25 protein-coding genes are annotated in these 23,707 nt (G+C 37.8%); 14 read left to right on the forward strand and 11 right to left on the reverse strand.

The window, feature by feature from the left end:
- Positions 1-57: 57 nt before the first annotated feature.
- The 4 genes from SJY45_RS08455 to SJY45_RS08470 form a co-directional block, all read right to left on the reverse strand.
- The gene (locus SJY45_RS08455; protein WP_400074058.1) at positions 58-666 is read right to left on the reverse strand and encodes a Crp/Fnr family transcriptional regulator; all 609 of its coding nucleotides are present in this window, start codon (positions 664-666) and stop codon (positions 58-60) included.
- Positions 667-682: 16 nt separating this feature from the next.
- Positions 683-1,444: a peroxide stress protein YaaA gene (yaaA, locus tag SJY45_RS08460; RefSeq protein ID WP_400074060.1), complete on the reverse strand. Its 762-nt coding sequence runs from the start codon at positions 1,442-1,444 to the stop codon at positions 683-685.
- Between the two features lie 107 nt (positions 1,445-1,551).
- Positions 1,552-2,577, reverse strand: coding sequence for an RluA family pseudouridine synthase (locus SJY45_RS08465; protein ID WP_400074062.1), 1,026 nt, complete (start codon positions 2,575-2,577; stop codon positions 1,552-1,554).
- A 4-nt stretch (positions 2,578-2,581) separates the two neighbouring features.
- Entirely contained in the window at positions 2,582-3,169 is a 588-nt protein-coding gene (locus SJY45_RS08470) for a PASTA domain-containing protein (RefSeq protein ID WP_215441919.1), read from the reverse strand.
- Positions 3,170-3,263: 94 nt separating this feature from the next.
- On the opposite strand from SJY45_RS08470, the gene SJY45_RS08475 reads away from it, so the two are divergent.
- From SJY45_RS08475 to SJY45_RS08495, 5 genes are all read left to right on the forward strand, one after another.
- Positions 3,264-4,247 carry a D-alanine--D-alanine ligase gene (locus SJY45_RS08475; protein WP_400074064.1) on the forward strand — a complete coding sequence of 328 codons (984 nt, stop codon included), beginning with the start codon at positions 3,264-3,266 and terminating at the stop codon, positions 4,245-4,247.
- A 37-nt stretch (positions 4,248-4,284) separates the two neighbouring features.
- Positions 4,285-4,740 (forward strand): pantetheine-phosphate adenylyltransferase, encoded by a 456-nt coding sequence (gene coaD / locus SJY45_RS08480; RefSeq protein WP_215912537.1) that lies wholly within the window; start codon positions 4,285-4,287, stop codon positions 4,738-4,740.
- 202 nt (positions 4,741-4,942) lie between these two features.
- The gene (locus tag SJY45_RS08485; protein WP_400074066.1) at positions 4,943-6,796 is read left to right on the forward strand and encodes a PAS domain S-box protein; all 1,854 of its coding nucleotides are present in this window, start codon (positions 4,943-4,945) and stop codon (positions 6,794-6,796) included.
- A complete protein-coding gene (locus SJY45_RS08490) occupies positions 6,783-7,187 on the forward strand; it encodes a two-component system response regulator (protein WP_215441923.1) in 405 nt (134 codons plus the stop codon). The genes SJY45_RS08485 and SJY45_RS08490 overlap by 14 nt, the downstream gene beginning before the upstream one ends.
- A gap of 34 nt (positions 7,188-7,221) precedes the next feature.
- Complete coding sequence (locus SJY45_RS08495; protein ID WP_400074068.1) at positions 7,222-8,997, forward strand: M14 family metallopeptidase; 1,776 nt, start codon at positions 7,222-7,224, stop codon at positions 8,995-8,997.
- A 1-nt stretch (position 8,998) separates the two neighbouring features.
- Here the strand turns inward: SJY45_RS08495 and SJY45_RS08500 are convergent, their stop codons facing one another.
- Positions 8,999-9,586 (reverse strand): NUDIX hydrolase, encoded by a 588-nt coding sequence (locus SJY45_RS08500; RefSeq protein WP_400074070.1) that lies wholly within the window; start codon positions 9,584-9,586, stop codon positions 8,999-9,001.
- 7 nt (positions 9,587-9,593) lie between these two features.
- On the opposite strand from SJY45_RS08500, the gene pyrE reads away from it, so the two are divergent.
- Together pyrE and SJY45_RS08510 are read left to right on the forward strand one after the other, a co-directional pair.
- Complete coding sequence (pyrE, locus tag SJY45_RS08505; protein ID WP_289041041.1) at positions 9,594-10,235, forward strand: orotate phosphoribosyltransferase; 642 nt, start codon at positions 9,594-9,596, stop codon at positions 10,233-10,235.
- 7 nt (positions 10,236-10,242) lie between these two features.
- Entirely contained in the window at positions 10,243-10,635 is a 393-nt protein-coding gene (locus tag SJY45_RS08510; RefSeq protein ID WP_400074072.1) for an SRPBCC family protein, read from the forward strand.
- Here the strand turns inward: SJY45_RS08510 and SJY45_RS08515 are convergent, their stop codons facing one another.
- Entirely contained in the window at positions 10,636-11,367 is a 732-nt protein-coding gene (locus SJY45_RS08515) for a biotin--[acetyl-CoA-carboxylase] ligase (protein ID WP_400074074.1), read from the reverse strand.
- Positions 11,368-11,460: 93 nt separating this feature from the next.
- Between SJY45_RS08515 and rsfS the strand changes: the two genes are divergently transcribed.
- From rsfS to SJY45_RS08545, 6 genes are read left to right on the forward strand one after another with little or no spacing between them, the layout of a single operon-like run.
- The gene (rsfS, locus tag SJY45_RS08520; protein WP_215441929.1) at positions 11,461-11,844 is read left to right on the forward strand and encodes a ribosome silencing factor; all 384 of its coding nucleotides are present in this window, start codon (positions 11,461-11,463) and stop codon (positions 11,842-11,844) included.
- Between the two features lie 9 nt (positions 11,845-11,853).
- Complete coding sequence (gene ftsH, locus SJY45_RS08525) at positions 11,854-13,857, forward strand: ATP-dependent zinc metalloprotease FtsH (RefSeq protein ID WP_215441930.1); 2,004 nt, start codon at positions 11,854-11,856, stop codon at positions 13,855-13,857.
- Positions 13,858-13,914: 57 nt separating this feature from the next.
- Entirely contained in the window at positions 13,915-14,529 is a 615-nt protein-coding gene (locus SJY45_RS08530; protein WP_400074076.1) for an LUD domain-containing protein, read from the forward strand.
- Between the two features lie 3 nt (positions 14,530-14,532).
- Entirely contained in the window at positions 14,533-15,336 is an 804-nt protein-coding gene (locus SJY45_RS08535) for a phosphatidate cytidylyltransferase (RefSeq protein ID WP_400074078.1), read from the forward strand.
- On the forward strand, positions 15,326-16,009 hold the full coding sequence (locus SJY45_RS08540) for a phosphatidylserine decarboxylase family protein (RefSeq protein WP_215441933.1): 684 nt from the start codon (positions 15,326-15,328) through the stop codon (positions 16,007-16,009). Before SJY45_RS08535 ends, SJY45_RS08540 begins: the two co-directional genes overlap by 11 nt.
- Positions 15,984-16,250, forward strand: coding sequence for an acyl-CoA-binding protein (locus SJY45_RS08545; RefSeq protein WP_215441934.1), 267 nt, complete (start codon positions 15,984-15,986; stop codon positions 16,248-16,250). Before SJY45_RS08540 ends, SJY45_RS08545 begins: the two co-directional genes overlap by 26 nt.
- Before the next feature lie 37 nt (positions 16,251-16,287).
- On the opposite strand, the gene SJY45_RS08550 is transcribed toward SJY45_RS08545, so the two are convergent.
- The 4 genes from SJY45_RS08550 to SJY45_RS08565 all read right to left on the reverse strand — a co-directional run bounded on the left by SJY45_RS08550 (position 16,288) and on the right by SJY45_RS08565 (position 19,930).
- On the reverse strand, positions 16,288-17,049 hold the full coding sequence (locus SJY45_RS08550) for a creatininase family protein (RefSeq protein ID WP_215441935.1): 762 nt from the start codon (positions 17,047-17,049) through the stop codon (positions 16,288-16,290).
- A gap of 79 nt (positions 17,050-17,128) precedes the next feature.
- Positions 17,129-18,397, reverse strand: coding sequence for a sterol desaturase family protein (locus SJY45_RS08555; protein WP_400074080.1), 1,269 nt, complete (start codon positions 18,395-18,397; stop codon positions 17,129-17,131).
- Between the two features lie 76 nt (positions 18,398-18,473).
- Positions 18,474-19,067 carry a hypothetical protein gene (locus tag SJY45_RS08560; RefSeq protein WP_400074082.1) on the reverse strand — a complete coding sequence of 198 codons (594 nt, stop codon included), beginning with the start codon at positions 19,065-19,067 and terminating at the stop codon, positions 18,474-18,476.
- Positions 19,068-19,360: 293 nt separating this feature from the next.
- Complete coding sequence (locus SJY45_RS08565) at positions 19,361-19,930, reverse strand: TetR/AcrR family transcriptional regulator (protein ID WP_400074084.1); 570 nt, start codon at positions 19,928-19,930, stop codon at positions 19,361-19,363.
- Positions 19,931-20,111: 181 nt separating this feature from the next.
- Between SJY45_RS08565 and SJY45_RS08570 the strand changes: the two genes are divergently transcribed.
- Positions 20,112-20,951, forward strand: coding sequence for a hypothetical protein (locus tag SJY45_RS08570; RefSeq protein WP_400074085.1), 840 nt, complete (start codon positions 20,112-20,114; stop codon positions 20,949-20,951).
- Between the two features lie 27 nt (positions 20,952-20,978).
- Here SJY45_RS08570 and SJY45_RS08575 read toward each other — a convergent pair whose 3' ends face one another.
- Positions 20,979-23,609, reverse strand: coding sequence for a valine--tRNA ligase (locus tag SJY45_RS08575; RefSeq protein WP_215441940.1), 2,631 nt, complete (start codon positions 23,607-23,609; stop codon positions 20,979-20,981).
- Between the last annotated feature and the right edge of the window lie 98 nt (positions 23,610-23,707).

A 23,707-nucleotide genomic window follows, 5' to 3' on the forward strand; every position in this document is an offset into this window, starting at 1 on the left:
TTCAAAAGTCCAAAATCTTTAAAACTTAAAACTTATTCCAAATCAAGAAATTACCTTCTAAACGTTTTTTAGGTATGTTTTTTTCACCCTACTATAGGTTTCTGCGGTCATACCTAAATAATTAGCAATTAACTTTTGAGGTACCTCCTCTAAAAACCTTTTAGATTTAGAAATTGTATTCAAAAAAAGCTCATATTTTTTGTAGGCATTCTTATGCTGTAGTATTAAAGACCTCTTTTCCCGCTCTAAGTGAACTTGTTCAAATAACTTCGTGTAAATAATAGAAAACGGGTGGCTTTGTAATAGAAGTTTATCTATATCTTCTTTTTCAAAATAGATAATTTCAGAATCAGTTAATGCTTCCTGTACTTGATCTGAAGGTGAGTTCTCCATATAACTTGTAAAGTTATTGAAACTCATACCTGCCAAAGAAAAATCGATTGTAAACAGATTATCTTCAATAATAGTATATTGATGGATAAACCCTTTTAAAACTAAACTGGTTTTTGTTTCCACTTGCCCTATATTCAAGAGAAACTCTCCTTTTTTGATTTCTTTCTTTCTTATAACCTTAGCCAAAGGCTCAAAATCCTTTTCAGTAAGAGGATATACCTGGTTGAAAAAATTAAACAGGATGTTTTCTTCAACAGAAAAGTGCTCTTTCATAAGGTCATTTTACTAACTACCTGATAAAAACGGGTTCGTTCTCCTTTACTGTATGGGCCTCACTGTATTCATACTCATCATAATTAAAGCCTTTAAGCTCCTCTAAAGTGTTCACATCTTTATCTATGATGTAACGCACCATAGAACCACGGGCTTTTTTCGCATAAAAACTGATGATTTTGAGCTTATCATTCTTCCAATCCTTAAAGAGCGGAGTAATGATCGGTGCCTTCAACGTTTTTTTATCAATTGCACTAAAGTATTCATTACTTGCTAGATTAATGAAAAGTTCATCATCCTGCAGCTCTTCGTTTAATTTATCGGTCAGTGTCTTTTTCCAGAATTCATAAAGGTTCTTTTTTCGTCCCACCTTTAATTGCGTACCCATTTCCAAACGATACGGCTGCATTAAATCTAACGGACGAAGAATACCGTAAAGACCCGAAAGAATGCGTAGTCTTTCTTGTAGTTTTTCCATTTTATGCGAAGGCATGGTATAAGCATCCAATCCTTGATACACATCACCATTAAAAGCATATATGGCAGGTCTCGCATTTTTTAAGGTAAAAGGCACCTCAAAATTCTGGTTCCTTTCATAATTTAATTGCGCCAAATTATTCGAAATGCCCATAAGCTCAGATAAGGCTTTGGGGTTTTTCTTTGCCAAAACTTTGTTCAGTTTTAAAGCTTCTTCCAAAAATTGAGGCTGTGTTTCCTTAAATCTAGGGTATTCTTTGTCAAAATCCAGTGACTTTGCGGGTGAGATAACAATCTTCATACTCATGTCTATTTTCAAAAACGTAAGACAAAAATACTGATGATTATCAATATAACCTATGGCTCCAGAAAAGAGTTCTTGATACGATTATCAATGTTATCTATGGATTAACTGCTGTGCTGTGCGTAATGCCTCCACTTTTCTATACAATCTACCATATCCTCAGGAATTTCAGAATCAAAACGCATCATCTTACCAGTTACAGGATGCACAAATCCTAAGGTTTTTGCGTGCAGCGCCTGACGCGGTAAAATCTTAAACGCATTGTCTACAAATTGCTTGTATTTGGTAAATGTAGTGCCCTTTAATATCTTATCCCCACCGTAGCGCTCATCATTAAAAAGGGTATGGCCAATGTACTTCATATGCACCCTAATTTGATGGGTACGGCCCGTTTCCAACTTACAGGATACCAGTGTTACGTACCCCAATCTTTCCGTAACGGAATAGTGGGTTACGGCTTCTTTGCCTTCTTCCCCATCAGGAAAGACCTGCATTTGCAAACGGTTCTTTGGGTTTCTTGCGATATTACCTTCTATGGTACCCTCATCATCCTGAACATTGCCCCAAACCAGAGCAACATATTCCCTTTCGGAAGTCTTGTCAAAAAATTGCTTTGCCAAATGAGTCATGGCTGCTTCCGTTTTGGCAACCACTAAAAGCCCTGAAGTATCCTTATCTATACGATGCACCAACCCTGGGCGCTCATTACTGTTATTGGGCAAATCCTTTGTATGATGCAAAAGGGCATTAATAAGAGTCCCGGAATAATTTCCATGGCCGGGATGCACGACCATACCTGCAGGTTTGTTCACTACAAGAAGAACATCATCTTCGTAAACAACATCAATAGGAATATCTTCTGGAACCAACAGAAACTCATGGGGCGGGTGCTCAAACAAAACCTTGACTTCATCGTTGGGCTTTACCTTGTAATTTTGCTTTACAATAGTACCGTTTACCCAAATATGTCCATTTTTAGCGGATTGCTGTATTTTATTTCTGGTAGCATACTCTATAAAGTTCATTAAGAATTTATCTACCCTTAATGGCACTTGACCTTTTGAGGCTACTACCCGATGGTGCTCAAAAAGCTCATCATCGTTCAATTCTTGATTTTCCGGTGTCTGCATCTAATTATTCTGAATCTGCTTGAACCCTCGCCTCCTCGGTTATGGAACCATTGCCACAAACCAACTCAATTTTAGAAGTCTTGGGTAATTTATCGCCCGGCTTGATCTGCTTTCCTTTATACTTTATATAATAGACCATGTCCTTACCCAATTGATCTATGTAGGTAACACGTTGCACATCTAGACCAACGGCACGTAACATAGATTCTGCATTACGCTGAGTAACCTGTATAATATTAGGAACAGAAACTTTTTTATAACCAGAAGGGTTTACCGTAAAATAAATTTTTCTGTTTTCCTTAACCTTATTACCCGCAGGTGGGTTTTGTTCTATAATGGAAAATCTAGGGTAATCCGGATTAAAATTTGCGGAATCCAAAACCTCATATCTCAATTTGGCCTCTTCAACAGATTTGCGCATTTCCGGCACGGACATTTTGGAAAAGTCGGGCACTTCTACAAATTCCCCATGATTAGTGGTTGAATTTAACCAACGTAGCATAAAAAAAACAAATAAGATCAAGACCAACAGGGCCAAACCTATCTGAATAAAAAATACTTTACTTTTTAAAAAATTGAAGAAATTACGCATTGGGTTCCTTTTAACGCAACAAATATAGTGAACTCGTGTTGCTTTTTTTGTTTAATTTCGGTTTCGTTTTATCGAGTAAAATTTAAACGGTCGTATGAAGAAGAATATTGCCATTATTATGGGTGGCTATAGTAGCGAATATAAAATTTCGCTCAAGAGTGGAAATGTGGCACATAACTACATCAACAAACATAAGTTTAACACCTATCGTATTCACATTTTCAAAGAAAAATGGGTTTATGTAGATGATAATGAAAACGAACATCCTATAAACAAAAACGACTTTACCGTTAGTTTGGAAACGGGAACGTTACGTTTTGACTGTGTATTTAACGCAATACATGGTACACCAGGTGAAGACGGACTAATGCAGGCTTATTTTGAACTACTGGATATTCCGCAGACCTCATGTGATTATTACCAATCTGCACTTACCTTTAATAAACGCGACCTTTTAAGCGTGCTAAAACCTTACGGAATAAACGCCGCCCCATCCTATTATTTAAACTTGGGCGACGAAATAGATGAGGAAGCTATTATAAATAAGGTGGGATTGCCCTGTTTTGTAAAGGCGAACAAAGCCGGAAGTAGCTTTGGTATATCTAAAGTACATGAACAAAAGAATTTAAAGAGCGCTATAGAAAAAGCTTATAAAGAAGATGATGAAATTATTATAGAAGCTTTTTTAGACGGCACCGAAGTTTCCGTTGGCGTTATTACCTATAAGGGAGAAACCAAAGTATTACCTATTACCGAAATCGTATCTGAAAACGACTTCTTTGATTATGAAGCCAAGTACGAAGGAAAATCTCAAGAAATTACCCCTGCCCGTATTTCAAAAGTACAACAAGCTAAAGTTGAAGAATTGGCAAAGCGCGCTTATGAGGTTTTAAAAATGAAAGGGTACTCTAGAAGCGAATTCATTTTTATTCGAGACGAGCCGTTCATGTTAGAGATGAACACAACACCTGGTCTTACTACCGAAAGCATCCTACCCCAGCAAGCGGAAAAAGCCGGGATTTCACTAGAAGAATTATTCACTAGTGCCGTGGAAGAAGCTTTAAATAAAAAAGGCTAACTTTATAAGAGAACAACTCCAACTAGAACATTCATACATGAGACGCGCTATATTCCCTGGTTCTTTTGACCCCCTTACTTTGGGGCATTCAGATATTATCCAAAGAGGCATTACCCTTTTTGATGAAATCATTATCGCTATTGGTGTAAATGCCGAAAAAAAATATATGTTTTCCTTAGAAGAGCGAATGAAGTTTATAGCCGAAGCCTTTAAAGATGAACCAAAAATAAAAGTCCTCACCTATGAAGGGCTCACTGTAGATTTTTGTAAGAAAGTAAATGCCGACTTCATCTTAAGGGGTTTACGAAACCCTGGAGATTTTGAATTTGAAAAGGCTATAGCGCATACAAACAGAAAATTGTCAGAAATAGAAACCGTGTTTTTATTAACATCTTCAGGAAAATCTTACATCAGTTCTTCAATAGTACGAGATGTAATTAGAAATGGTGGTGACTATACCAGTCTTGTACCCGATACTGTACGTATCTCATAATCATTTACTCTTCTTTCTATTATCTATTTTAAAATAAGGATTTATTAAATTAAATTTGTATTTTGTAGGTAAATACAACACATTGCAGTTTTTTGTTTGACCAAACAACCTTTTTTTTGAACAACACAACGAGTTTGATACTATTCACAACAAAGGTTTAGATATAAGGTCAAATGCATCTATTTTAGTCAGAAATTACACCATGACCTTGAACGGAACGAAAATTAGACTAAATAACCCCCTAGTAAAACAGCTGCCCACGGCCACTGTTTTCACGAACAAAAAGTTCGAGGTTATTTACGCGTCCGATAAGTTCCTTTCCAATTTTGAATTTGATTCAGAAACTACATTTGGCAAACCCATTAATGAACTTTTCACCACTCTAAGTGATAATTGGGAAAACACACTTTACCAATGTCTTTCAGACAAATCTAATGACACCAGTGTAAGCTATAATTTAAACAGTGCTACTGGCTTAAAATGGTACAAGTGGGCCTGCACGGCATGGCAAAACGAGACCCATGAAATTGTTGGTCTCATCATTCATTTTGAAGACATCACAGAAAAAAAGCTTCAAGAGGAGCAAGTAAACACACTTCAATCGCTTCTTGACGCCATGTGCGAAATAAGCAAAATAGGTGTTTGGGATTATGATATAATAAATGACAAACTTATTTGTTGTGATGTCATACGCCAAATTCATGATGTCCCGGAAGATTATGAATTTTCCTTTGACTCCGCCTTATCCGCATATAAAGACGGGTACAGCAGAAACACGGTATCTATGCTGGTTCATGAAACCATGACGAAAGGCACTAGTTGGAACGAAAAATTACAGTTTAAAACTTCTAAAGGAAAAGAAATCTGGGTTCAGGTAGCTGGTATGCCAACCTACTCAGACGGCAAAATTGTAGGAATAAAAGGAACTTTACAAAACATAGAAAAACAAGTTCAATCAGAAACAAAGACCAAAGAAAACGAACTCTTATTACGCACGTTAATAGATAATTTGCCACTGAACGTATTTATAAAGGATACGGAATCTAGAAAAATTCTAGTGAACAAATCGGAATGTGACTATATGGGCGTACAGAGCGCCGAAGAACTATTGGGTAAAAATGATTTTGAGCTTTTTAGTAAAGAGGTAGCCTTAATTTCCAGAGCAGAGGATTTACAAGTTATGGAAACCCTAACTCCAATGTTGGGCAGAGAGACCATTAATGAAACCAAAGACGGTAGGGTCTCAACTTTCCTTACGTCCAAAATACCGTTAAAAGGTAACAATGGTAAGGCCCAAGGACTCGTAGGTATTAGCATGGATATCTCTGACCTTAAACAAAAGGAACAAGAGCTTCGAGACCTAATCAACGTAACCTCGCAACAGAACAAAAAATTGGTGAATTTTGCTCATATCGTTTCGCATAATTTACGCTCGCACACCGCCAATTTCTCCATGCTATTGGATTTTCTTGCCAGCGAAAAGAACGAAGAAGAAAAGTCCAATATCATAAAAATGCTTACCCAAGCTTCGGACAATTTACTTGAGACTTTAGAAAACCTAAATGAAGTAGTAGCAATAAATACAAATATTAATCTTGAGAAAAAGCCAGTTCGGTTAAACCAGCGTATTGTTTCCGTAAAACGGAACTTAAAGGCATTTTTAATAAATCACGATGCCAAAATAGTAAACGCCATATCCGAGCATACCACTATTAAAGTCATTCCCGCATATATTGATAGTATCTTAATGAACTTCATTACAAATGCCGTTAAATATAGACATCCGGACAGACCACCTTTAATTACATTAAGCGCAATAAGCGAAAATGGGTACATAGTGCTTTCTATTGAAGATAACGGGTTAGGTATTGACCTTAAAAAATACGGAAGCAAGTTATTTGGAATGTACAAGACCTTCCATGACCATAGTGATTCCAGAGGAATTGGTCTATACATAACCAAAAACCAAATAGAAGCAATGAACGGCAAAGTAACGGTTGCCAGTAAGGTAGGTGCAGGAACTACCTTCAAAATATATTTTAATGAACAAAATTGAGAGTATTTGTATTATTGATGATGACCCAATTACGGTATTTGGCATTCAAAAGATGCTGAGTCTTGTAGTTGATTGCAATGATATTACAGTATACCGTAATGGAAAGTTGGCGATTGAAGGTATTAAAAATAGGCTTCAGCAAAACAAAAAGGTACCACAAGTAATTTTCTTGGATATAAATATGCCAATTATGGACGGTTGGCAGTTCTTGGATGAATTTATAACTTTACCTCTTACAGAAAAAGTTAGGGTAAATATCATTACATCCTCAATAGACACCTTTGATTTGGACAACTGGGAAGATTTCAAAAAGAAAACCTGCCACACCATTACCTTTAACAACAAACCTATCCGTAAAGAACACGTTGCCGAGATTACCAAAATTGCATAGTAAAAGCTTACTCGTTTTTGCTTATTTTTGATACATGCAACGGAAAATTACAACTACTTATTTTCTTCTACCTGCCACCCTTTTGGTATTGGGATTACTTTGTCTTTCTTGCGAAACAGAACAACAGGACAAAACAGCCGACTATAAAACACATTTTGAACTCAGTCACGGTTCCGAAACGGCTACCTATTTAGAAACTATAGACTTCTACATTAGATTAGCCAAAGAGTTTCCTGAAATAAATATGCAAACCATTGGTGATACGGATAGTGGTTATCCGCTACATATTATCACCTATAACCCAGACGGCGATTTTAATTTTCAGAAAATAAGCAATAACAAAACCTTACTTTTCATCAATAACGGTATACACCCCGGAGAAAGTGATGGAATAGACGCTACCATGTTACTATACAGAGATTTGGCCACCGGTAAACTTCCGGCCCCAAAGAACATGGTATTGGTAACTATTCCCATTTACAATATTGGAGGAGCCTTAAACAGAAACAGCACCACACGTGCCAACCAAAACGGACCAAAATCCTATGGTTTTCGCGGAAATACGTTAAACTATGACCTAAACAGGGATTTTATTAAAGGTGACACCAAAAATGCCCGAACTTTTTTTGAAATCTTCCACATGGTCAATCCGGATATATTTATCGACAACCATGTTAGCAATGGCGCTGATTATCAATATACTTTAACCCACTTATTTACACAACATAACAAATTAGGCGGTGAATTAGGCAACTATATCCATAATAAAATGATGCCTTCCTTGGAAAAATCCCTTAGAGATTCAGAATGGGACATTACGCCTTATGTTAATGTTTTTAATCAAGTTCCGGAAAAAGGTTTTTCCCAATTCATGGACTACCCAAGATACTCTACAGGTTACACTACATTATGGAACACTTTTGGAATGATGGTAGAAACCCATATGCTAAAACCCTACAAACAAAGAGTTGAAGGCACCTACCAGCTCATGACGCAAATGATAAATCTTGCAGAGAACGATTACAAAGAAATAAAACAACTAAGGGGAGAAGCTAAGCACAGACATAAAGATTGGACGCACTACCCTACCCAATGGCAAATAGACACTACTAAGACTACAACCCTAGATTTTAAGGGTTATGAAGGGGACACCCTTACCAGTAAAGTTACCGGACTCACACGATTAAAATACAACAGAGAAAAGCCTTTTACCAAAAAAGTTGAGTACCAAAACTTTTATACCCCTATTGATTCCGTGGAAATTCCAGAGGCCTATATTCTAAAAAAAGGGTGGCGTAAAGTCCTTTCACTTTTAGAATTGAACAAAATTCATTACAACACCATACAAAAAGACACCGTGCTTGACGTGGAGTCCTATAAAATAGACAATTATAAAACGCTGAACTACCCCTATGAAGGTCACTACCCTCATTATGACACTAAGGTTTCAAGCTCAACAAGCAAAGTAAAGTTTCAACAGGGCGATATTTTAATTCCTACGGACCAAGAAGGTATTAGATACATCATTGAAACCTTGGAACCTGAAACAAAGGATTCTTTTTTTAATTGGAATTTTTTCGATTCTATTTTGCAGCAAAAAGAAGGCTTTTCACCCTATGTTTTTGAAGATGAAGCCATAAAGTTATTAGAGGAAAATCAAGTTTTAAAAGATAGTTTCATGTCCAAAAAAGCAACCGATTCTGTTTTCAACACTAATTGGTATGCGCAACTAGACTACCTCTTTAAACACTCTGACCATTACGAAGCGGCCCATTTACAATACCCCGTGTATAGAGTTTTGAAGAAATAAATTATGCTCCAAAAAGAATTTTAATGTTATTATAAGAATTTTGTAGTGCCTCCTGAATCTTTTTGGGCCCCTTCCATTTTACCTTAACAATACCCTCTTTCTTTTCTGGCTTAAGCTTACCTGTATAACTGGTTCTCATAGCGTACCAATGCACCTCTTTTAGAGTGTACACGCCATTATTACTGAATATATGATAGGTAGTTCTCAAAAAGTTCTCAATTCTAAGATCTTTTACCCCGGTCTCTTCCATAACCTCTCTTAGCGCACAAGCTTCTATAGATTCACCCTTGTCCAGTTTGCCTTTTGGCAGATCCCATTTGTCGTTTCTATAGATAAACAATACCTCACCTATATCATTTGTAACAACACCACCAGCAGCAACTACCAACGGAATTCTATGCGTAAATTTCTTTAGAATATCCTCATGGTTAGGATGATAGATGTAAGCTTCGGTCAATTTTTTCTTCCTCAATGCCTTTATGGCTTCTTGGATAGAATCTTCGTTTAGCAAAAAATATTCGCCACCGCCAGTTTCTGAGAGCTTATTTGTTAAGATCAAAGGCAATTCGTTCACAAAAACTTTATACATTTGCGTCATGGTTTTAGACAAAAATACCGCCAAAAAAACGGCCGAACTTCTATTGCAAATTAATGCAATTAAGTTGAAACCGGAAAATCCTTTCTCATGGGCTTCCGGTTGGAAATCTCCAATATATTGTGACAACAGAATAATCCTCTCCTACCCTGTCATCCGAAATTTTGTTAGGGAAGAAATGGCAAAGCAGGTAGAGGCGCTTTATGGCAAGCCGGACATTATTGCCGGAGTAGCCACAGGAGCTATAGGAATAGGCGCCTTAGTAGCTGATTTTCTTGGCCTTCCGTTCATTTACGTAAGACCTGAACCCAAATCACACGGTAGAAAAAACCAGATTGAAGGGCAATTGGAAGCCAACCAGACGGTAGTGGTAATCGAGGATTTGATCAGTACAGGAAAAAGTAGCTTAAATGCTGTAGACGCTTTAACTGAATCCGGTGCTAACGTTAAAGGAATGTTAGCTATCTTTACCTATGGTTTTGATGTAGCCCAGACCAACTTTGAAGAAAAGAATATTTCTTTGAACACCCTTAGCGATTACGACCACCTGATAGAGCAAGCCTCAGAGACCCATTTCATTAAAGAAGAGCAATTAAATACCTTATTAGAGTGGAGAAAAAATCCATCTAAATGGCAACAATAATATTGATATGCACATAGAAACCCCTCAAAAAGATATAGCAAAAGGAGATAAAGAAGTTTTTGAATTCTTAACAGACCTCAAGAACTTTGAAAAATTAATGCCCGAAAACATTGATAAGTTTGAGGTTATTAACGAGAATCGTTTCCTTTTTGCCCTTAAAGGCATGCCGCAGATTGTTCTACAACGCCAATCTCAAAACCCTAACAGCCAAATTGTATTGGGAGCGGCAAGTGACAAGTTACCTTTTACACTAACGGCAGATATTGTTTCTGTGAGTGATAACGAAAGTAAAGTAGCTTTAAGTTTTGAAGGCCAGTTTAACGCAATGATGGCTATGATGATCAAGCACCCCATTACCAACTTTATGGGAACATTGTCCGATAACTTAACCAAGATTTAATCAGTAGCGTAGTTTTACTTCTTTAATATCAAATTCTTTTAGCACATTGTCCTCTAGGGCTATTTGCAGTTTCCCCTTGGGCGAAACTCCGCGAATAAAACCCATAAATAACTCATTTTCTTTATTCTCGAACGTAGAAGGCTTGTCTTTTCTAAACAGGACCGCCTCATACGTTTTCCAAAGGCTCGTTGCGCTATCCGTTCTTGAGCTTAAAAAAATAGCTTTAAGGTTCTTGATTACCTCTAAGAGCAATTCATCCAAATCAAAATTCCGTCCTAAGATAAGTTTCAATGAGGATGCATTCTCCAGCTCACCAAAAAAGGTTTGGTTCACATTTAGGCCTATTCCTATAATTGCAGTATTTATCTCTTTTCCCGAAAGAATATTTTCAATGAGAATTCCGCAAATTTTTGAAGTACCTGACAGAATGTCGTTGGGCCATTTTATGGCCAAATCAGGTACACGATAAGCCTTTAACGTGTCATAAACAGCCAATGACACACAAATGTTCAAAAGAAAATAATCATTGGGATGGAGTGCCAAATCCGTTCTTAACACACTAAAGGTAAGGTTTTTACCAGAATCAGATTCCCACTTAGCACCCATCTGCCCCTTTCCGTTCTGCTGTTTTTTGGCACTAACAACTGTAAAATCGGCTGGTTTACTATCAGACAACAAACGCTTTAAATATGCGTTTGTAGAGTCCGTGGCATCAAGTTTGATTATATTCATGCTAGGCTCATTTTGAATATATTGTATCTATTATAAAAAACTAGGTCTAAAAGAACAAAAAAATAATAACTTTGTAGAAACTAAAATTTTTGAATGCAAAAAAGCAAAGCCAGTGCAGATGAACTAATTGCATTGATATTACAGGGGATAGAAGAGGTTAAGGGACAAGATATAAATCTCCTTGATCTTAGAGATATAGAAAACACCGTTTGCGACTACTTTATAATATGTAATGGTACTTCAAATACGCACGTAAACGCTATAGTAGGTTCAATTCGTAAAATCGTTAGTAAAACCATTCAGGACAAACCTTGGCATGTAGAAGGCGAAGACAATGCCGAATGGGTATTAATGGACTACGTTAACGTTGTTGTGCACGTTTTTCAAAGACAAGTTAGAGAATATTATGATATTGAAGGGCTTTGGGGAGATGCCAAAGTAACCAAAATAGAAAGTAGTAGCAGTTTGAATCAGTAAAAAATAATAATGGCTAAAGATAATAATACAAATAACAAGAAACCGAAGTTCAGCTCGTGGTGGATCTATGGATTGATAGCAATTCTTTTAATAGGTTTTCAATTTATAGGTAGTGGCAATTTGGCCAACACCAGAAAAACTACAACTTCGGAATTACAGGAGTACCTTAGAAACGGTGATGTCAAAGAAATAATGATCATTACCAATACACGCCAAGCAAAAGTTTTCCTTACGGAAGAAGCTATGGCCAAGGATGTCCACAAAGATGTAGCTGAAAAACCTTTCCTTCCTTCTACAGGTGCTGTGCCTCAATACGTATTAGATTACGGTGATTTGCAGAATTTTGAGAACGAAATTAAGAACATCAAAAAAGAAAACAATTTAGATACTATTGTCGATTATGATACAGACAATAACTATCTAATGGACCTTCTTTTGGGCATATTACCATTTGTTCTAATTATTGGAATATGGATATATTTAATGCGCAGAATGTCAGGCGGTGGCGGTGGCGGTGCCGGAGGTCAGATATTTAATATTGGCAAATCAAAAGCTAAACTTTTTGATGAGAAAACGGACACCAGAACTTCGTTTAAAGATGTTGCTGGTCTTGAAGGGGCTAAAGAGGAAGTTGAAGAAATTGTAGAATTCCTTAGAAACCCGGACAAATACACCTCATTGGGTGGTAAAATACCTAAAGGAGCCTTGCTAGTAGGCCCTCCGGGAACAGGTAAGACCCTTTTGGCAAAAGCCGTAGCAGGAGAAGCCAAAGTACCGTTCTTCTCGCTATCCGGTTCTGATTTTGTTGAAATGTTCGTTGGTGTAGGTGCATCTAGAGTACGTGACCTATTCAAACAAGCCAAAGATAAATCGCCTGCCATTATATTTATTGATGAGATCGATGCTATTGGTCGTGCACGTGGTAAAAACAATTTCACAGGCTCTAACGATGAGCGCGAAAACACACTTAACCAATTACTGACCGAAATGGACGGTTTTGGAACCAACACCAATGTTATTGTCTTAGCGGCCACAAACCGTGCGGATGTGTTGGATAAAGCTTTAATGCGTGCAGGTCGTTTTGACAGACAGATATATGTAGACCTACCGGACATCAGGGAAAGAAAAGAAATTTTTGAGGTACACTTAAGACCTATAAAAACTTCCGAGGCCTTAGACCTTGAATTTTTAGCCAGACAAACACCCGGTTTCTCAGGTGCGGACATTGCCAATGTTTGTAACGAAGCGGCGTTAATTGCAGCTAGAAAAGAGAAAAAGGCAGTTTCAAAACAAGATTTCTTAGATGCTGTTGATAGAATTGTTGGCGGATTAGAGAAAAAGAACAAGATCATAACTCCAGGAGAAAAAGAAACTATTGCTTATCATGAAGCAGGACACGCTACTACAAGCTGGATGCTTGAGCATGCCGCTCCATTAGTGAAAGTTACTATTGTGCCAAGAGGACAATCCTTAGGTGCCGCCTGGTATCTACCGGAAGAACGTCTAATTGTTCGGCCAGAACAAATGTTAGATGAAATGTGTGCTACTATGGGTGGTAGAGCTGCTGAAAAAGTTATCTTCAACAAAATATCTACCGGAGCTTTGAGCGATTTGGAAAAAGTAACCAAACAAGCCAGAGCCATGGTAACCATCTACGGTCTTAATGATGAAATAGGTAATATCACCTATTATGATTCTTCAGGACAGGATTCGTACGGTTTTTCTAAACCTTATAGTGAAGACACTGCGAAAAAGATTGATGAAGAAATTTCTAAAATCATAGAAGAGCAATACCAGAGAGCTATTCAGGTATTGACGGATAATAAGGATAAGCTTACCATTCTTGCTGAAAGATTATTAGAAAAAGAAGTTATTTTTAAAGAAGATTTAGAGAAAATTTTTGGCAAAAGATCCTTTGGGGAAGAGTTTGATGAAAAAGGGCAAGAAAAGATTTCTAACGACCTATTATCTTCCGAAGGTACAGTAGCTGAAGAAGGAGAAGAAAATAAATAAGAATATTTAACGTTTTCTTTTATCAGAGAGAACGCGTATTGAGTTTTACAAGAGCAAATGGGGCTATTTGACAAATTATTCGGTGGCGGCAAGCAAAAGAAGGTTTCCAAAGAAACAGCGGAAACCAGAGGTGCACACATGCCCGATCTGAACATTCCTGTGGACGAGAAATTTACCATACATTTTAAACAAAACGGTGGTAAATTTCTTTACTGCGATTCGTTTTCCGAGATTTCTCAAGCGGTAAAAAATATCGTTAACGAGAATAGTTGGCAGGACCACCCCTTCTTTGTGATTAATGAAACGCTCAAAAAGAAATTCTCCAAAGATAATATTGGCTTTACGGACCAAAGTAAGGATAGCGAAGTTTTCTTTACTACCTGTGAGCACTTAATAGCCCAAAACGGTTCTATTTTGGTGTGTTCCAACCAACTTATGGACAAAAAGCTTAATGAATTACCATACAATGTTATTGTTTTTGCCACTACCAGCCAACTAGTTGAATCTATTGGGGAAGGCTTAAAGACCATAAAAAAGAAGTATGGCCATAACATTCCTGCAAACATTACCACATTAAAACATTTTCAGGCCAACGAAGGAAATTCAGATGATTTTCTAACTTACGGAAGCAGCTCTAAAAACCTGTATCTTTTACTTTTGGAAGACCTATAAAACATGAAGGAAGTTCTAAGACGGTCGCTTACAGGAGCTGTTTACATCTTTTTATTGTTGTCCGCTGTCTTTTTGAGTTCAGATGCCTTTGATTTTTTATTCATGATTTTTGGGCTCGCCTGCCTCAACGAATACAAAAAACTTGTAGATTTAAAAGGCTTGCACATTTATGCCGCATACTTAATCCTATGGTGGTTGTTTATCTATTTTGTTAGTGACATGATACTCGTGTACGTGCTTTTAGGGTGTACTCTGGCAGTAAACTTTATGTTACTGTTTTATCTCTTCTCAAAAAGAACGAAACTCTTTAATACCGCCCAAAAGTTTTTAATAGGGCTTTTTTATGTTGGAGGCGGATGCATTTTCCTAACAATGATTCCTTATACCAATAATGACTTTGCCAAGTTTCTAATTATAGGTATTTTTATCTTAATTTGGGTAAACGATTCGTTTGCTTACATAGTTGGTCGTAGCTTTGGACGTACTAAATTGTTTTCTGCGGTTTCCCCCAAGAAAACTGTTGAAGGTGCTCTTGGCGGTTTGATTTTTGCCGTAGGAACGGCTTATTTTATGGCTAAGTATGAGCCTATATTAAATCCGACACAATGGGTTATTCTAGCCGTTGTAATAGTTGTAGCGGGCAATTTAGGTGATTTAATAGAGTCAAAATTTAAGAGAACGGCGGGCGTAAAAGATAGTGGTGCTATTTTACCCGGCCATGGCGGAATGCTAGATCGCCTAGATAGTTTAATATTTGCAGCACCGTTTGCGTTCTTAACCTTAAAAATATTCGCCCATGTTTCATAGAGAGGGTCAAAAAATTATTCTGACCACCTTTTTTATAGTTGCCGTAGTTATACTAGGTTCTCAATACGCCATTGAAATACCTTGGCTACGTATGGGAATTCAGTTGATTGCTGTTATATTTTTAATTTTGATACTACAGTTTTTTAGAAACCCGACTCGTAGGGCCGCAAAAAACTTTGATGAAATATTAGCTCCCGTAGATGGGAAAGTAGTGGTTATTGAAGAAGTTGAAGAAACCGAATTCTTTAAGGAAAAACGCATGCAAGTTTCTATTTTCATGTCCCCTACCAATGTACACGTAACCCGTTACCCCGCTAGTGGAACCGTAAAATATTCAAAATATCACCCAGGTAAATATTTAGTAGCCTGGCACCCTAAATCCAGTACGGAGAACGAAAGAACCACAGTGGTTATCCGTACCCCTAAATTCGGGGATATTCTCTATAGACAGATTGCAGGCGCTCTAGCCAGACGTATTGTAAATTATGCGGAAGAAGGAGACAATGTTCAGCAAGGCGAAGATGCTGGTTTTATTAAATTTGGATCAAGGGTTGATTTATTCCTACCTTTGGATTGTGCTATTACCGTTAAATTAAACCAGAAAGTTATTGGCGCTGAAACTTGTGTTGCGGCTGTTCTAAAGAAGAATGAAGAAGGAGAAATTACATACTGATTTCGATAAGGCGGTAGAGTTTATGAACAACTATACCGATCCGTTGCCTGCCGACCTGCTGCTAAAGCTCTACGCCTATTACAAAATAGCTAACAAGAACTATAGTAATCCCGGAAGCAGTACGCCACTGATCAATGCATTTAAAGCAAATGCCCTTATTCAAGCCAAAAACATCAAACGAGATGATGCTATGAAAGCATACATAAAACTCGTTAAGGCAGAGGTACGGAAAAAAAAGTAATCATCCGCCCCTATTCCTTTTCATAGGGATTATTATTCTACTTGTACAAATCATTAATATCAGCTTTACAAAGCTCATAGATAAAACCACCTATTTTCTGGGTTACATCCTTAAAAAAACGCTCGCCTTTTTCCTTAGTAGCGCTATGCGGGTTACCCACCCCGGTATCCTCACTAATTTTAGACCATTTTCTCTCTGCCCAAGCCCAACCTTCGGAGAAAGATTTAATCTTATATTGTTTGGATGAGCCATCTCCCCATTTATCCTTAGACGAAACCAAATCGGGTCTTAAATAAAGCATAAGACTAGTTTCCATTTCATCGGCATGGTCACCTTTTTCATCAAAATATAAATCCTTGTTCAACGCTTGTGGAAAGAAGCAAAAGCTAATGAACATTTCAGGAAACTTGTACCCCAGTTCTCTAACCAAGGGCTTAAAGTTGTTTCCGCCGTGACCATTAAAAATCAATAATTTATGTACACCTTGCCTGTTGAGCACTTCTACAATATCCGTTAAAATAGCAAGCTGCGTACTGGGGTTTAAGTTTATATCCAAATAAATATCGGACTGCCCCGTATTTACCCCGAACGGAAGTGTAGGCAATACAATAGGCTTTACCCCTTGCTCCCATGCAATACGGGCAGCTTCCGCCGTCATGTGGTCTGCCTGAATGTTATCAGTAGCATACGGTAAATGATAATTGTGGGCTTCTGTAGCGCCCCAAGGTAATATGGCCAAATCAAACTTTTCGCCCTTCAGGGCTTCCCAATTCGTTTCTGCTAATATATAAGGTCTCATAATGTAATTCTTGATTAACAAACTTAGCAAGATTCACTTTATAACCCTTCCTTTTAACATGTCTTCCTCTCAAAAAAATTTAAGCGATTGTGTTTTGTTCAGAAACCACGGATTCAAAGTAAGTAAAATAAAATCCAGAAATAATGGTAACAACAAAATAGAGGGCCACCAGCCAGCTTCCAAAATTCAAATAACCGTTCAACCCAAACCAATCCTTCGTGAATAGAATGAACAACAACCCAAATACCCCTCTAAACAATTCTATATAAACCGCATACTTTTTACGGTCCATTAATGTCGTATATCCATAAATACCCGTAAACACTATAAATCCAAACAGCAAGAGACCACTTACCCCTATCTCAGAAAAATTATAAAACATAAACCATAAAAATAAGGTAGTAGCAATCAATTGAAATACGGCATACAGTTTTAACCCTGTAGATGCCGGTGTTTCATAACGTGTAAACCCGTAAACATCCACAATACCCTCTATGGGAAATTTCTTTTTGACATCCTCAGGTCTCCAACCCGTTGGCATAAACCAAATGCGGACTTTATCATAATAACTTTGGGTATGCCAAGCATCTTGTATCAATCGCCATAGATGCTGAAAATTAATAGGTATGGGGTTCCATGTCCCGGCCGGTTTCAACACTCCAAACTGAGGGGGAACATCATCTAATTCTTCCTGGAAAGTACCAAACCAACGATCCCAAACACAAAGTATTTGTCCTAAGTTTTTATCAATGTACTCCGGATTAATCGCATGGTGCACCCTATGCTGAGAGGGAGTTACAATAATGTATTCGGCCCACCCCATTTTACCAATATGTTGCGTATGATACCAAAACTGCGCAAAGAGGTGAACGGGTGCAAGAATTGCTATAACCTCATTGGGAACACCTGTAATAGCCGCAGGAATCAAAAGCAAAGGAAAATAACCTATTAAATTAGAAATGGATTGACGCAGAGCGCATGCCAAATTAAACTCTTCACTACTATGATGAATAACGTGCTGATTCCAGAAAAAATTTATTTTATGATTAAGCCGATGGTTCCAATACCCCGCAAAGTCAATAACTATAAAAGCCACCAACCATACAATCCAAGTACTTTCCATTTTGAACAGGGCCAAATGTTCCAACAAAAAAGGGTAGGTGACCAGAATAAACCCTAGTCCTAAAGTATCTTTAATGATATTGGTAAAACCTGAGCTAATACTAGAAACGGAATCCATTACTTTATGCTTCTGATCTTTTACAAAATGACCATAAGCTATTTCAACTACCAAAAGCACCACAAAAAAGGGAATAGCGTACAAAAGTGCCTGGGCATACGTTTCCACCTATTTAGTATTTAAGTTTCATAAGTTGTACAATCGCAAATAAAATGAATCCCTTTACGGTTTCATCCCTATGTTGTTAATTGAACGGCCCTACCATGATATGGGCTCTAAAAGTACCTGGATCCATAAGCCATGGCATACCTTTTTCATGAGGTTTTGAAGGTAACCCCGTAGATTCTGTTGTAGCAAATGGAGTATAGATTACATATCTATACTGCCCATCACCCAATTCTCCAGTTTGCTTGTCATAGGCCTCATCACTGCCATAATAAATATAGAGCATACTTGGCACTATGGGCATTTGCCATTTACCCGCTGCAACTTCAGCGCCTTGAATTTCCCTTTTTTCTTTTGTATTTTTTCCTTCCGCCGTTAATTCCCGCCCTCTCTTCATGAACGGTTCCAACGTCTTGGAATAACAGGCTACACTAACACCCTCTTTTGTGGGGTCATCTCCTATACATACTAAATTATTAGTGCCTTCCCTCAAAACCACCAAATTTCCAGATGGGTCGTACCCGTAGACCATGGCTGCCTCCTTATCTGTCTTAGGAGCAGGTAGAACTGCTGTTTTAATTTGAATTTCAGGCGATAAAATTTCAGTCTTAGTTTCTTGCGAAGTCACATAGGAAATAGACAAAAGAGCTGTTACAAATGCTAGTTTTTTCATGTGATGTTGGTTTTACCTAAATATAAACATGAAAACTGAATTTTTAACGGACAAGCGCTAAAAATTATCAACTGTAAAAGAAGGACCCCGAAGCCATAAAGTGGGGGAACAAAAAAGAATCATGACCAGTGGGGCCTCCAATGACTTAAGCAGATTAGACAATCTCAAATAATAAGTATCCAAGTAAGACTATGGAGCTATTATAATCTAATTTTTGATGTCAATTACACTGTTAAGACATTACAATATACGTTTTATAAATGAATATTAGTTCACTTATAAATGTTAAAAATTTAAGATTTAATAGCGTCCCAACACACCTGAAACGATTGTTCTATTTTCTCTTGGGTTAATTCCGTCCTATCTAACACCAATTGCCTTGCTAGAGTATTGGCATAGCCATACAACAGCGGAACCAGCAAACCATTATCTATATCTTTAATAATCAATTCTTGTTTTCCTCTATCGAGCAACCCCCTGATAAAGTTTAAAAATTGCTCGTCCAGCTTGCTCGTTTCCTCTGAAACAAATGACGAATATCTAAACTGATGCATAAAAACAACCTCAGAACTATTGGAAACACGGAACTGAAGAACATTTGACCAAATTACAGAGAACTGTTTTTTTAAAGGAAAATGCTGAATAGACGGAAGCATAGAAAATGTCCCACTTAACAGTAAGTGCTTGTAAAGCGCGTTCAATAGTTGCTCTTTACTATCAAAATAGATGTAGAGTGTTCCGCATGCCATCTTTGCCCTTTTAGCTATGGATGACATGGTGAGATTACCCAACCCCAATTCGGAAGTCAACTGCGTAGTTGCCTCAAAAATCGTATTGACCTTGGTATCATCTTTAACTCTCACATTACTAATATAGCAATTAAAATGAATATATGTTCATTTTAAAAAATATAGACCTATGCCTGAAAAGGGGTTATAAATCACTGAATACAGGGAGAATAAACTACAATTTACCTCATAACTTTGTCGTTAATTGATAACCACAGGTTATTACAACCACACGCTACACCTTTAAAACAAACCTATGATTTTCTTTTTCGGAACACGCTCCAGTAAAATAAAAGAACGCCATTTAAAAAGAACTACTTGTTCTTATTGCCAATCCCAAGATTCTTTTACCGTTAGCACTTACGGCACGTACTTTCATGTATTCTGGATCCCACTCTTCCCCCTATTCAAAAAACATATTGCCGAATGTAGCCATTGCAAAAAGAGCTTTTCATTTGCAGAATTTACACCGCAAATGCTAAAAAGTTATGAAGTAGAAAACAGCACGAATCCCGTAAAAAGACCACTATGGCATGGCTGCGGGTGCTTGGTTATAACCGTACTTTTCGTAATTGTATTTTCCATATCACTTTATGGGGTCTATAGTCGTTCTGGAGAATCCGCAAAAGTGACACCAGTAGACCCTAGGAAAGAATTATTGGATGCCGATATAAAAAAGATGTCCCAATTAGTTCACAAAGAAAGAGACTCCATCTCCGCTTCTTTAAAAGCCTGTGTAGATTATGATATTGTAAGTGGAATAGACACCGAGAACATTGCCTATTTTACCAAACAAAACCAAAGTAAACTCTTAATACTTTTAAAAATAAGGGATATAAAAAAAGTGAAAGCCGAATTTAGGAAAGACATCTTAGATATTGTTGAAGACTGTATTTTTCAAATCGATAAAAGCCAGCAATTTAGCGAGCTTTACATTGGGGTTGAAGGTAAATGGAATACCGTATTGGTTCGTACTCCCAACCAAGAAGACATTGGAGGACGTTTTGCGGACAAGTACAAACTACTTTCCTTCTATGGCAATGACAGCCTTAGCCCAGCTAAAGCAAAACAGCCGGATACCCTACTTCTAGAATAACCGGCTGCAATTATGATACTACATAGCTTAACCCAGACTGGCCAAACTTTTCTCTAAAGTTTCAATCTTTGCTTCGGCATCTGCCTGCTTTTGCCGTTCTATAGCAATAACCTTTTCTGGTGCGTTGCTCACAAAACGTTCGTTGGAAAGCTTCTTTTCTACAGATTTTAAGAACCCTTTGGTGTATTTAAGTTCTTCCTCAATCTTTTTGATTTCGGCCTCAACATCAATTGCACCGCTCATGGGAACAAAATATTCGTTACTTTTTACCCGGAAAGACAAAGCTCCATCTACCGTAGCATCTACATAAGAAACCTCAGCTACGTTAGTCAGTTTTTCAATGACCACATCCCAAGTTTTCGCTAAATTTCCTTCGTTTAGAACCATTAATTCCAAACTCTCTTTCATTGGAATGTTCTTTTCCTTCCTAATGTTCCTAACGCCGGATACCACTTCCGCAGCTATATCAAAACTTTCTATTAACGCCTCATCTACTGTTTGCATTTTTGGCCATTGCGCCACTACCAATGCATTCTCAGGTGTACGTTCCGTAATGTGCTGCCAAACCTCTTCTGTTAGGAAAGGCATAAAGGGGTGCAACAACTTAAGGTTTTGTTCAAAAATATCTATTACCGCCTCATAGGTAATCCTATCTATTGGCTTTTGATAATCCGGTTTAATGATTTCTAACAACCAAGAACTATAATCGTCCCAAACCAACTTATAAATGGCCATTAAAGCATCGGAAATACGGTATTTGCTAAAGTGGTCTTCAATCTCCGCTAAAGTTTTATTGAACTTGGCCTTGTACCATTCAATACCCAATTTTGATGCTTCAGGTTGTGGCAAGTCTGCAATTTCCCAGCCTTTCAACAATCGGAAACCGTTCCATATTTTGTTGGCAAAATTCTTTCCTTGCTGGCATAAATCTTCATCAAACATCAAATCATTACCCGCAGCGGAACTCAACAGAAGTCCTACACGAACACCATCCGCCCCGTAATCTTCTATTAACTTAAGCGCATCGGGTGAATTTCCAAGCGACTTAGACATTTTTCTACGCTGCTTATCACGTACCAACCCTGTAAAATATACATTTTGGAAGGGTCGCTCATCACGATATTCATATCCGGAGATAATCATTCTGGCTACCCAAAAGAAAATAATATCCGGACCTGTCACCAAATCATTGGTTGGATAATAATAATTGACTTCTTTATTATCAGGCTCCAGTATACCGTTAAAAACACTTATTGGCCATAACCAAGAAGAAAACCATGTATCTAGGGCATCTTCATCCTGTCTTAGGTCTGCTTCTGTCAAATTGGCATTTCCAGACTTTTCTTGTGCCAATTTAAGAGCATCCGTTCTAGTCTCCGCAACAACGAAATCTTCTTGTCCGTCACCAAAGTAAAACGCGGGTATTTGTTGCCCCCACCACAATTGACGCGAAATATTCCAGTCGCGAATATTCTCCATCCAATGACGGTATGTATTCTCAAACTTCTTTGGAAAAAACTTCACTTCCTCCGTTTTAAGCACGGAATCAATAGCGGGTTTAACCAATTCTTCCATCTTCAAGAACCACTGATCGCTAAGACGTGGTTCAATTACAGCCTTGGTACGCTCAGAAGTACCTACTTTGTTTACATAGTTCTCCTTTTTTACTAAAAACCCTTTTTCTTCCAGCTCTTTGGTAATTTCTTTACGAACCACAAAACGGTCTTTACCTTCGTAATGCAGTCCAAAAGAATTTAAGGTGGCATTGGCATTGAAGATATCTATGGTTTCAAGATTGTGCTTTTCACCTAAGGCTTTATCATTAATATCGTGGGCCGGAGTAATTTTTAAACATCCGGTACCAAATTCAATATCTACATACTCATCCTCTATAATAGGTATTACCCTACCAGAAATAGGCACAACCACTTTTTTTCCTTTTAAATGACGATAGCGCTCATCATTTGGGTTTATACAGATTGCGGTATCTCCTAAAATAGTCTCTGGCCTAGTAGTAGCAATGGTTACCCTTTCTTCGGAACCTTCAATCGGGTACGAAAGATAATAAAGTAACCCTTGTTTTTCCTCATAGATTACTTCCTCATCAGAAAGGGTTGTTTGCGCCTCCGGGTCCCAGTTCACCATACGGTGCCCCCTGTAAATCAACCCTTTATTGAACAAATCAACAAACACTTTAATGACAGATTTATACATGTCATCATCCATAGTAAACTTGGTACGGTTCCAATCACAGGAAGCACCTAGTTTTTTGAGCTGTTCAAGAATGACCCCACCATATTCATCTGTCCACTCCCAGGCGTGCTTCAAGAACTCTTCTCGGCTTAAATCTGCCTTGTCTATACCTTCTGCTTTTAACTTGGCCACCACCTTAGCCTCGGTAGCGATAGATGCATGGTCCATTCCTGGTACCCAGCATGCATTTTTACCCATTAAGCGCGCTCTCCTAATCAATACATCTTGTATGGTATTATTGAGCATGTGCCCCATATGCAACACCCCGGTTACGTTTGGCGGAGGAATTACAATAGTATATGGCTCTCTTTCATCTGGCGTAGATGAAAAGTAGTCGTGCTCCATCCAGTAGTCATACCAGTGGCTTTCAGCTTTTAAGGCTTCATATTTAGAAGGGATATCCATATTTTGGAACGGTTTTTGTCTAAGGAATGACGGTCATAACAATAAAGACCGAAATAAGAAGTTACGTTATATATAGTTTATGGCAATTTTGCCTAGTT

The sequence above is a fragment of the Zobellia russellii genome (assembly GCF_044597075.1).
GTDB lineage: Bacteria > Bacteroidota > Bacteroidia > Flavobacteriales > Flavobacteriaceae > Zobellia > Zobellia russellii.

Bases quoted from the DNA above. Each gene is read 5' to 3' on its own strand.
- SJY45_RS08455 (WP_400074058.1), bottom strand. From the start codon at position 666: ATGAAAGAGCACTTTTCTGTTGAAGAAAACATCCTGTTTAATTTTTTC.
- yaaA (WP_400074060.1), bottom strand. From the start codon at position 1,444: ATGAAGATTGTTATCTCACCCGCAAAGTCACTGGATTTTGACAAAGAA.
- SJY45_RS08465 (WP_400074062.1), bottom strand. From the start codon at position 2,577: ATGCAGACACCGGAAAATCAAGAATTGAACGATGATGAGCTTTTTGAG.
- SJY45_RS08470 (WP_215441919.1), bottom strand. From the start codon at position 3,169: ATGCGTAATTTCTTCAATTTTTTAAAAAGTAAAGTATTTTTTATTCAG.
- SJY45_RS08475 (WP_400074064.1), top strand. From the start codon at position 3,264: ATGAAGAAGAATATTGCCATTATTATGGGTGGCTATAGTAGCGAATAT.
- coaD (WP_215912537.1), top strand. From the start codon at position 4,285: ATGAGACGCGCTATATTCCCTGGTTCTTTTGACCCCCTTACTTTGGGG.
- SJY45_RS08485 (WP_400074066.1), top strand. From the start codon at position 4,943: ATGACCTTGAACGGAACGAAAATTAGACTAAATAACCCCCTAGTAAAA.
- SJY45_RS08490 (WP_215441923.1), top strand. From the start codon at position 6,783: ATGAACAAAATTGAGAGTATTTGTATTATTGATGATGACCCAATTACG.
- SJY45_RS08495 (WP_400074068.1), top strand. From the start codon at position 7,222: ATGCAACGGAAAATTACAACTACTTATTTTCTTCTACCTGCCACCCTT.
- SJY45_RS08500 (WP_400074070.1), bottom strand. From the start codon at position 9,586: ATGTATAAAGTTTTTGTGAACGAATTGCCTTTGATCTTAACAAATAAG.
- pyrE (WP_289041041.1), top strand. From the start codon at position 9,594: ATGGTTTTAGACAAAAATACCGCCAAAAAAACGGCCGAACTTCTATTG.
- SJY45_RS08510 (WP_400074072.1), top strand. From the start codon at position 10,243: ATGCACATAGAAACCCCTCAAAAAGATATAGCAAAAGGAGATAAAGAA.
- SJY45_RS08515 (WP_400074074.1), bottom strand. From the start codon at position 11,367: ATGAATATAATCAAACTTGATGCCACGGACTCTACAAACGCATATTTA.
- rsfS (WP_215441929.1), top strand. From the start codon at position 11,461: ATGCAAAAAAGCAAAGCCAGTGCAGATGAACTAATTGCATTGATATTA.
- ftsH (WP_215441930.1), top strand. From the start codon at position 11,854: ATGGCTAAAGATAATAATACAAATAACAAGAAACCGAAGTTCAGCTCG.
- SJY45_RS08530 (WP_400074076.1), top strand. From the start codon at position 13,915: ATGGGGCTATTTGACAAATTATTCGGTGGCGGCAAGCAAAAGAAGGTT.
- SJY45_RS08535 (WP_400074078.1), top strand. From the start codon at position 14,533: ATGAAGGAAGTTCTAAGACGGTCGCTTACAGGAGCTGTTTACATCTTT.
- SJY45_RS08540 (WP_215441933.1), top strand. From the start codon at position 15,326: ATGTTTCATAGAGAGGGTCAAAAAATTATTCTGACCACCTTTTTTATA.
- SJY45_RS08545 (WP_215441934.1), top strand. From the start codon at position 15,984: ATGAAGAAGGAGAAATTACATACTGATTTCGATAAGGCGGTAGAGTTT.
- SJY45_RS08550 (WP_215441935.1), bottom strand. From the start codon at position 17,049: ATGAGACCTTATATATTAGCAGAAACGAATTGGGAAGCCCTGAAGGGC.
- SJY45_RS08560 (WP_400074082.1), bottom strand. From the start codon at position 19,067: ATGAAAAAACTAGCATTTGTAACAGCTCTTTTGTCTATTTCCTATGTG.
- SJY45_RS08570 (WP_400074085.1), top strand. From the start codon at position 20,112: ATGATTTTCTTTTTCGGAACACGCTCCAGTAAAATAAAAGAACGCCAT.
- SJY45_RS08575 (WP_215441940.1), bottom strand. From the start codon at position 23,609: ATGGATATCCCTTCTAAATATGAAGCCTTAAAAGCTGAAAGCCACTGG.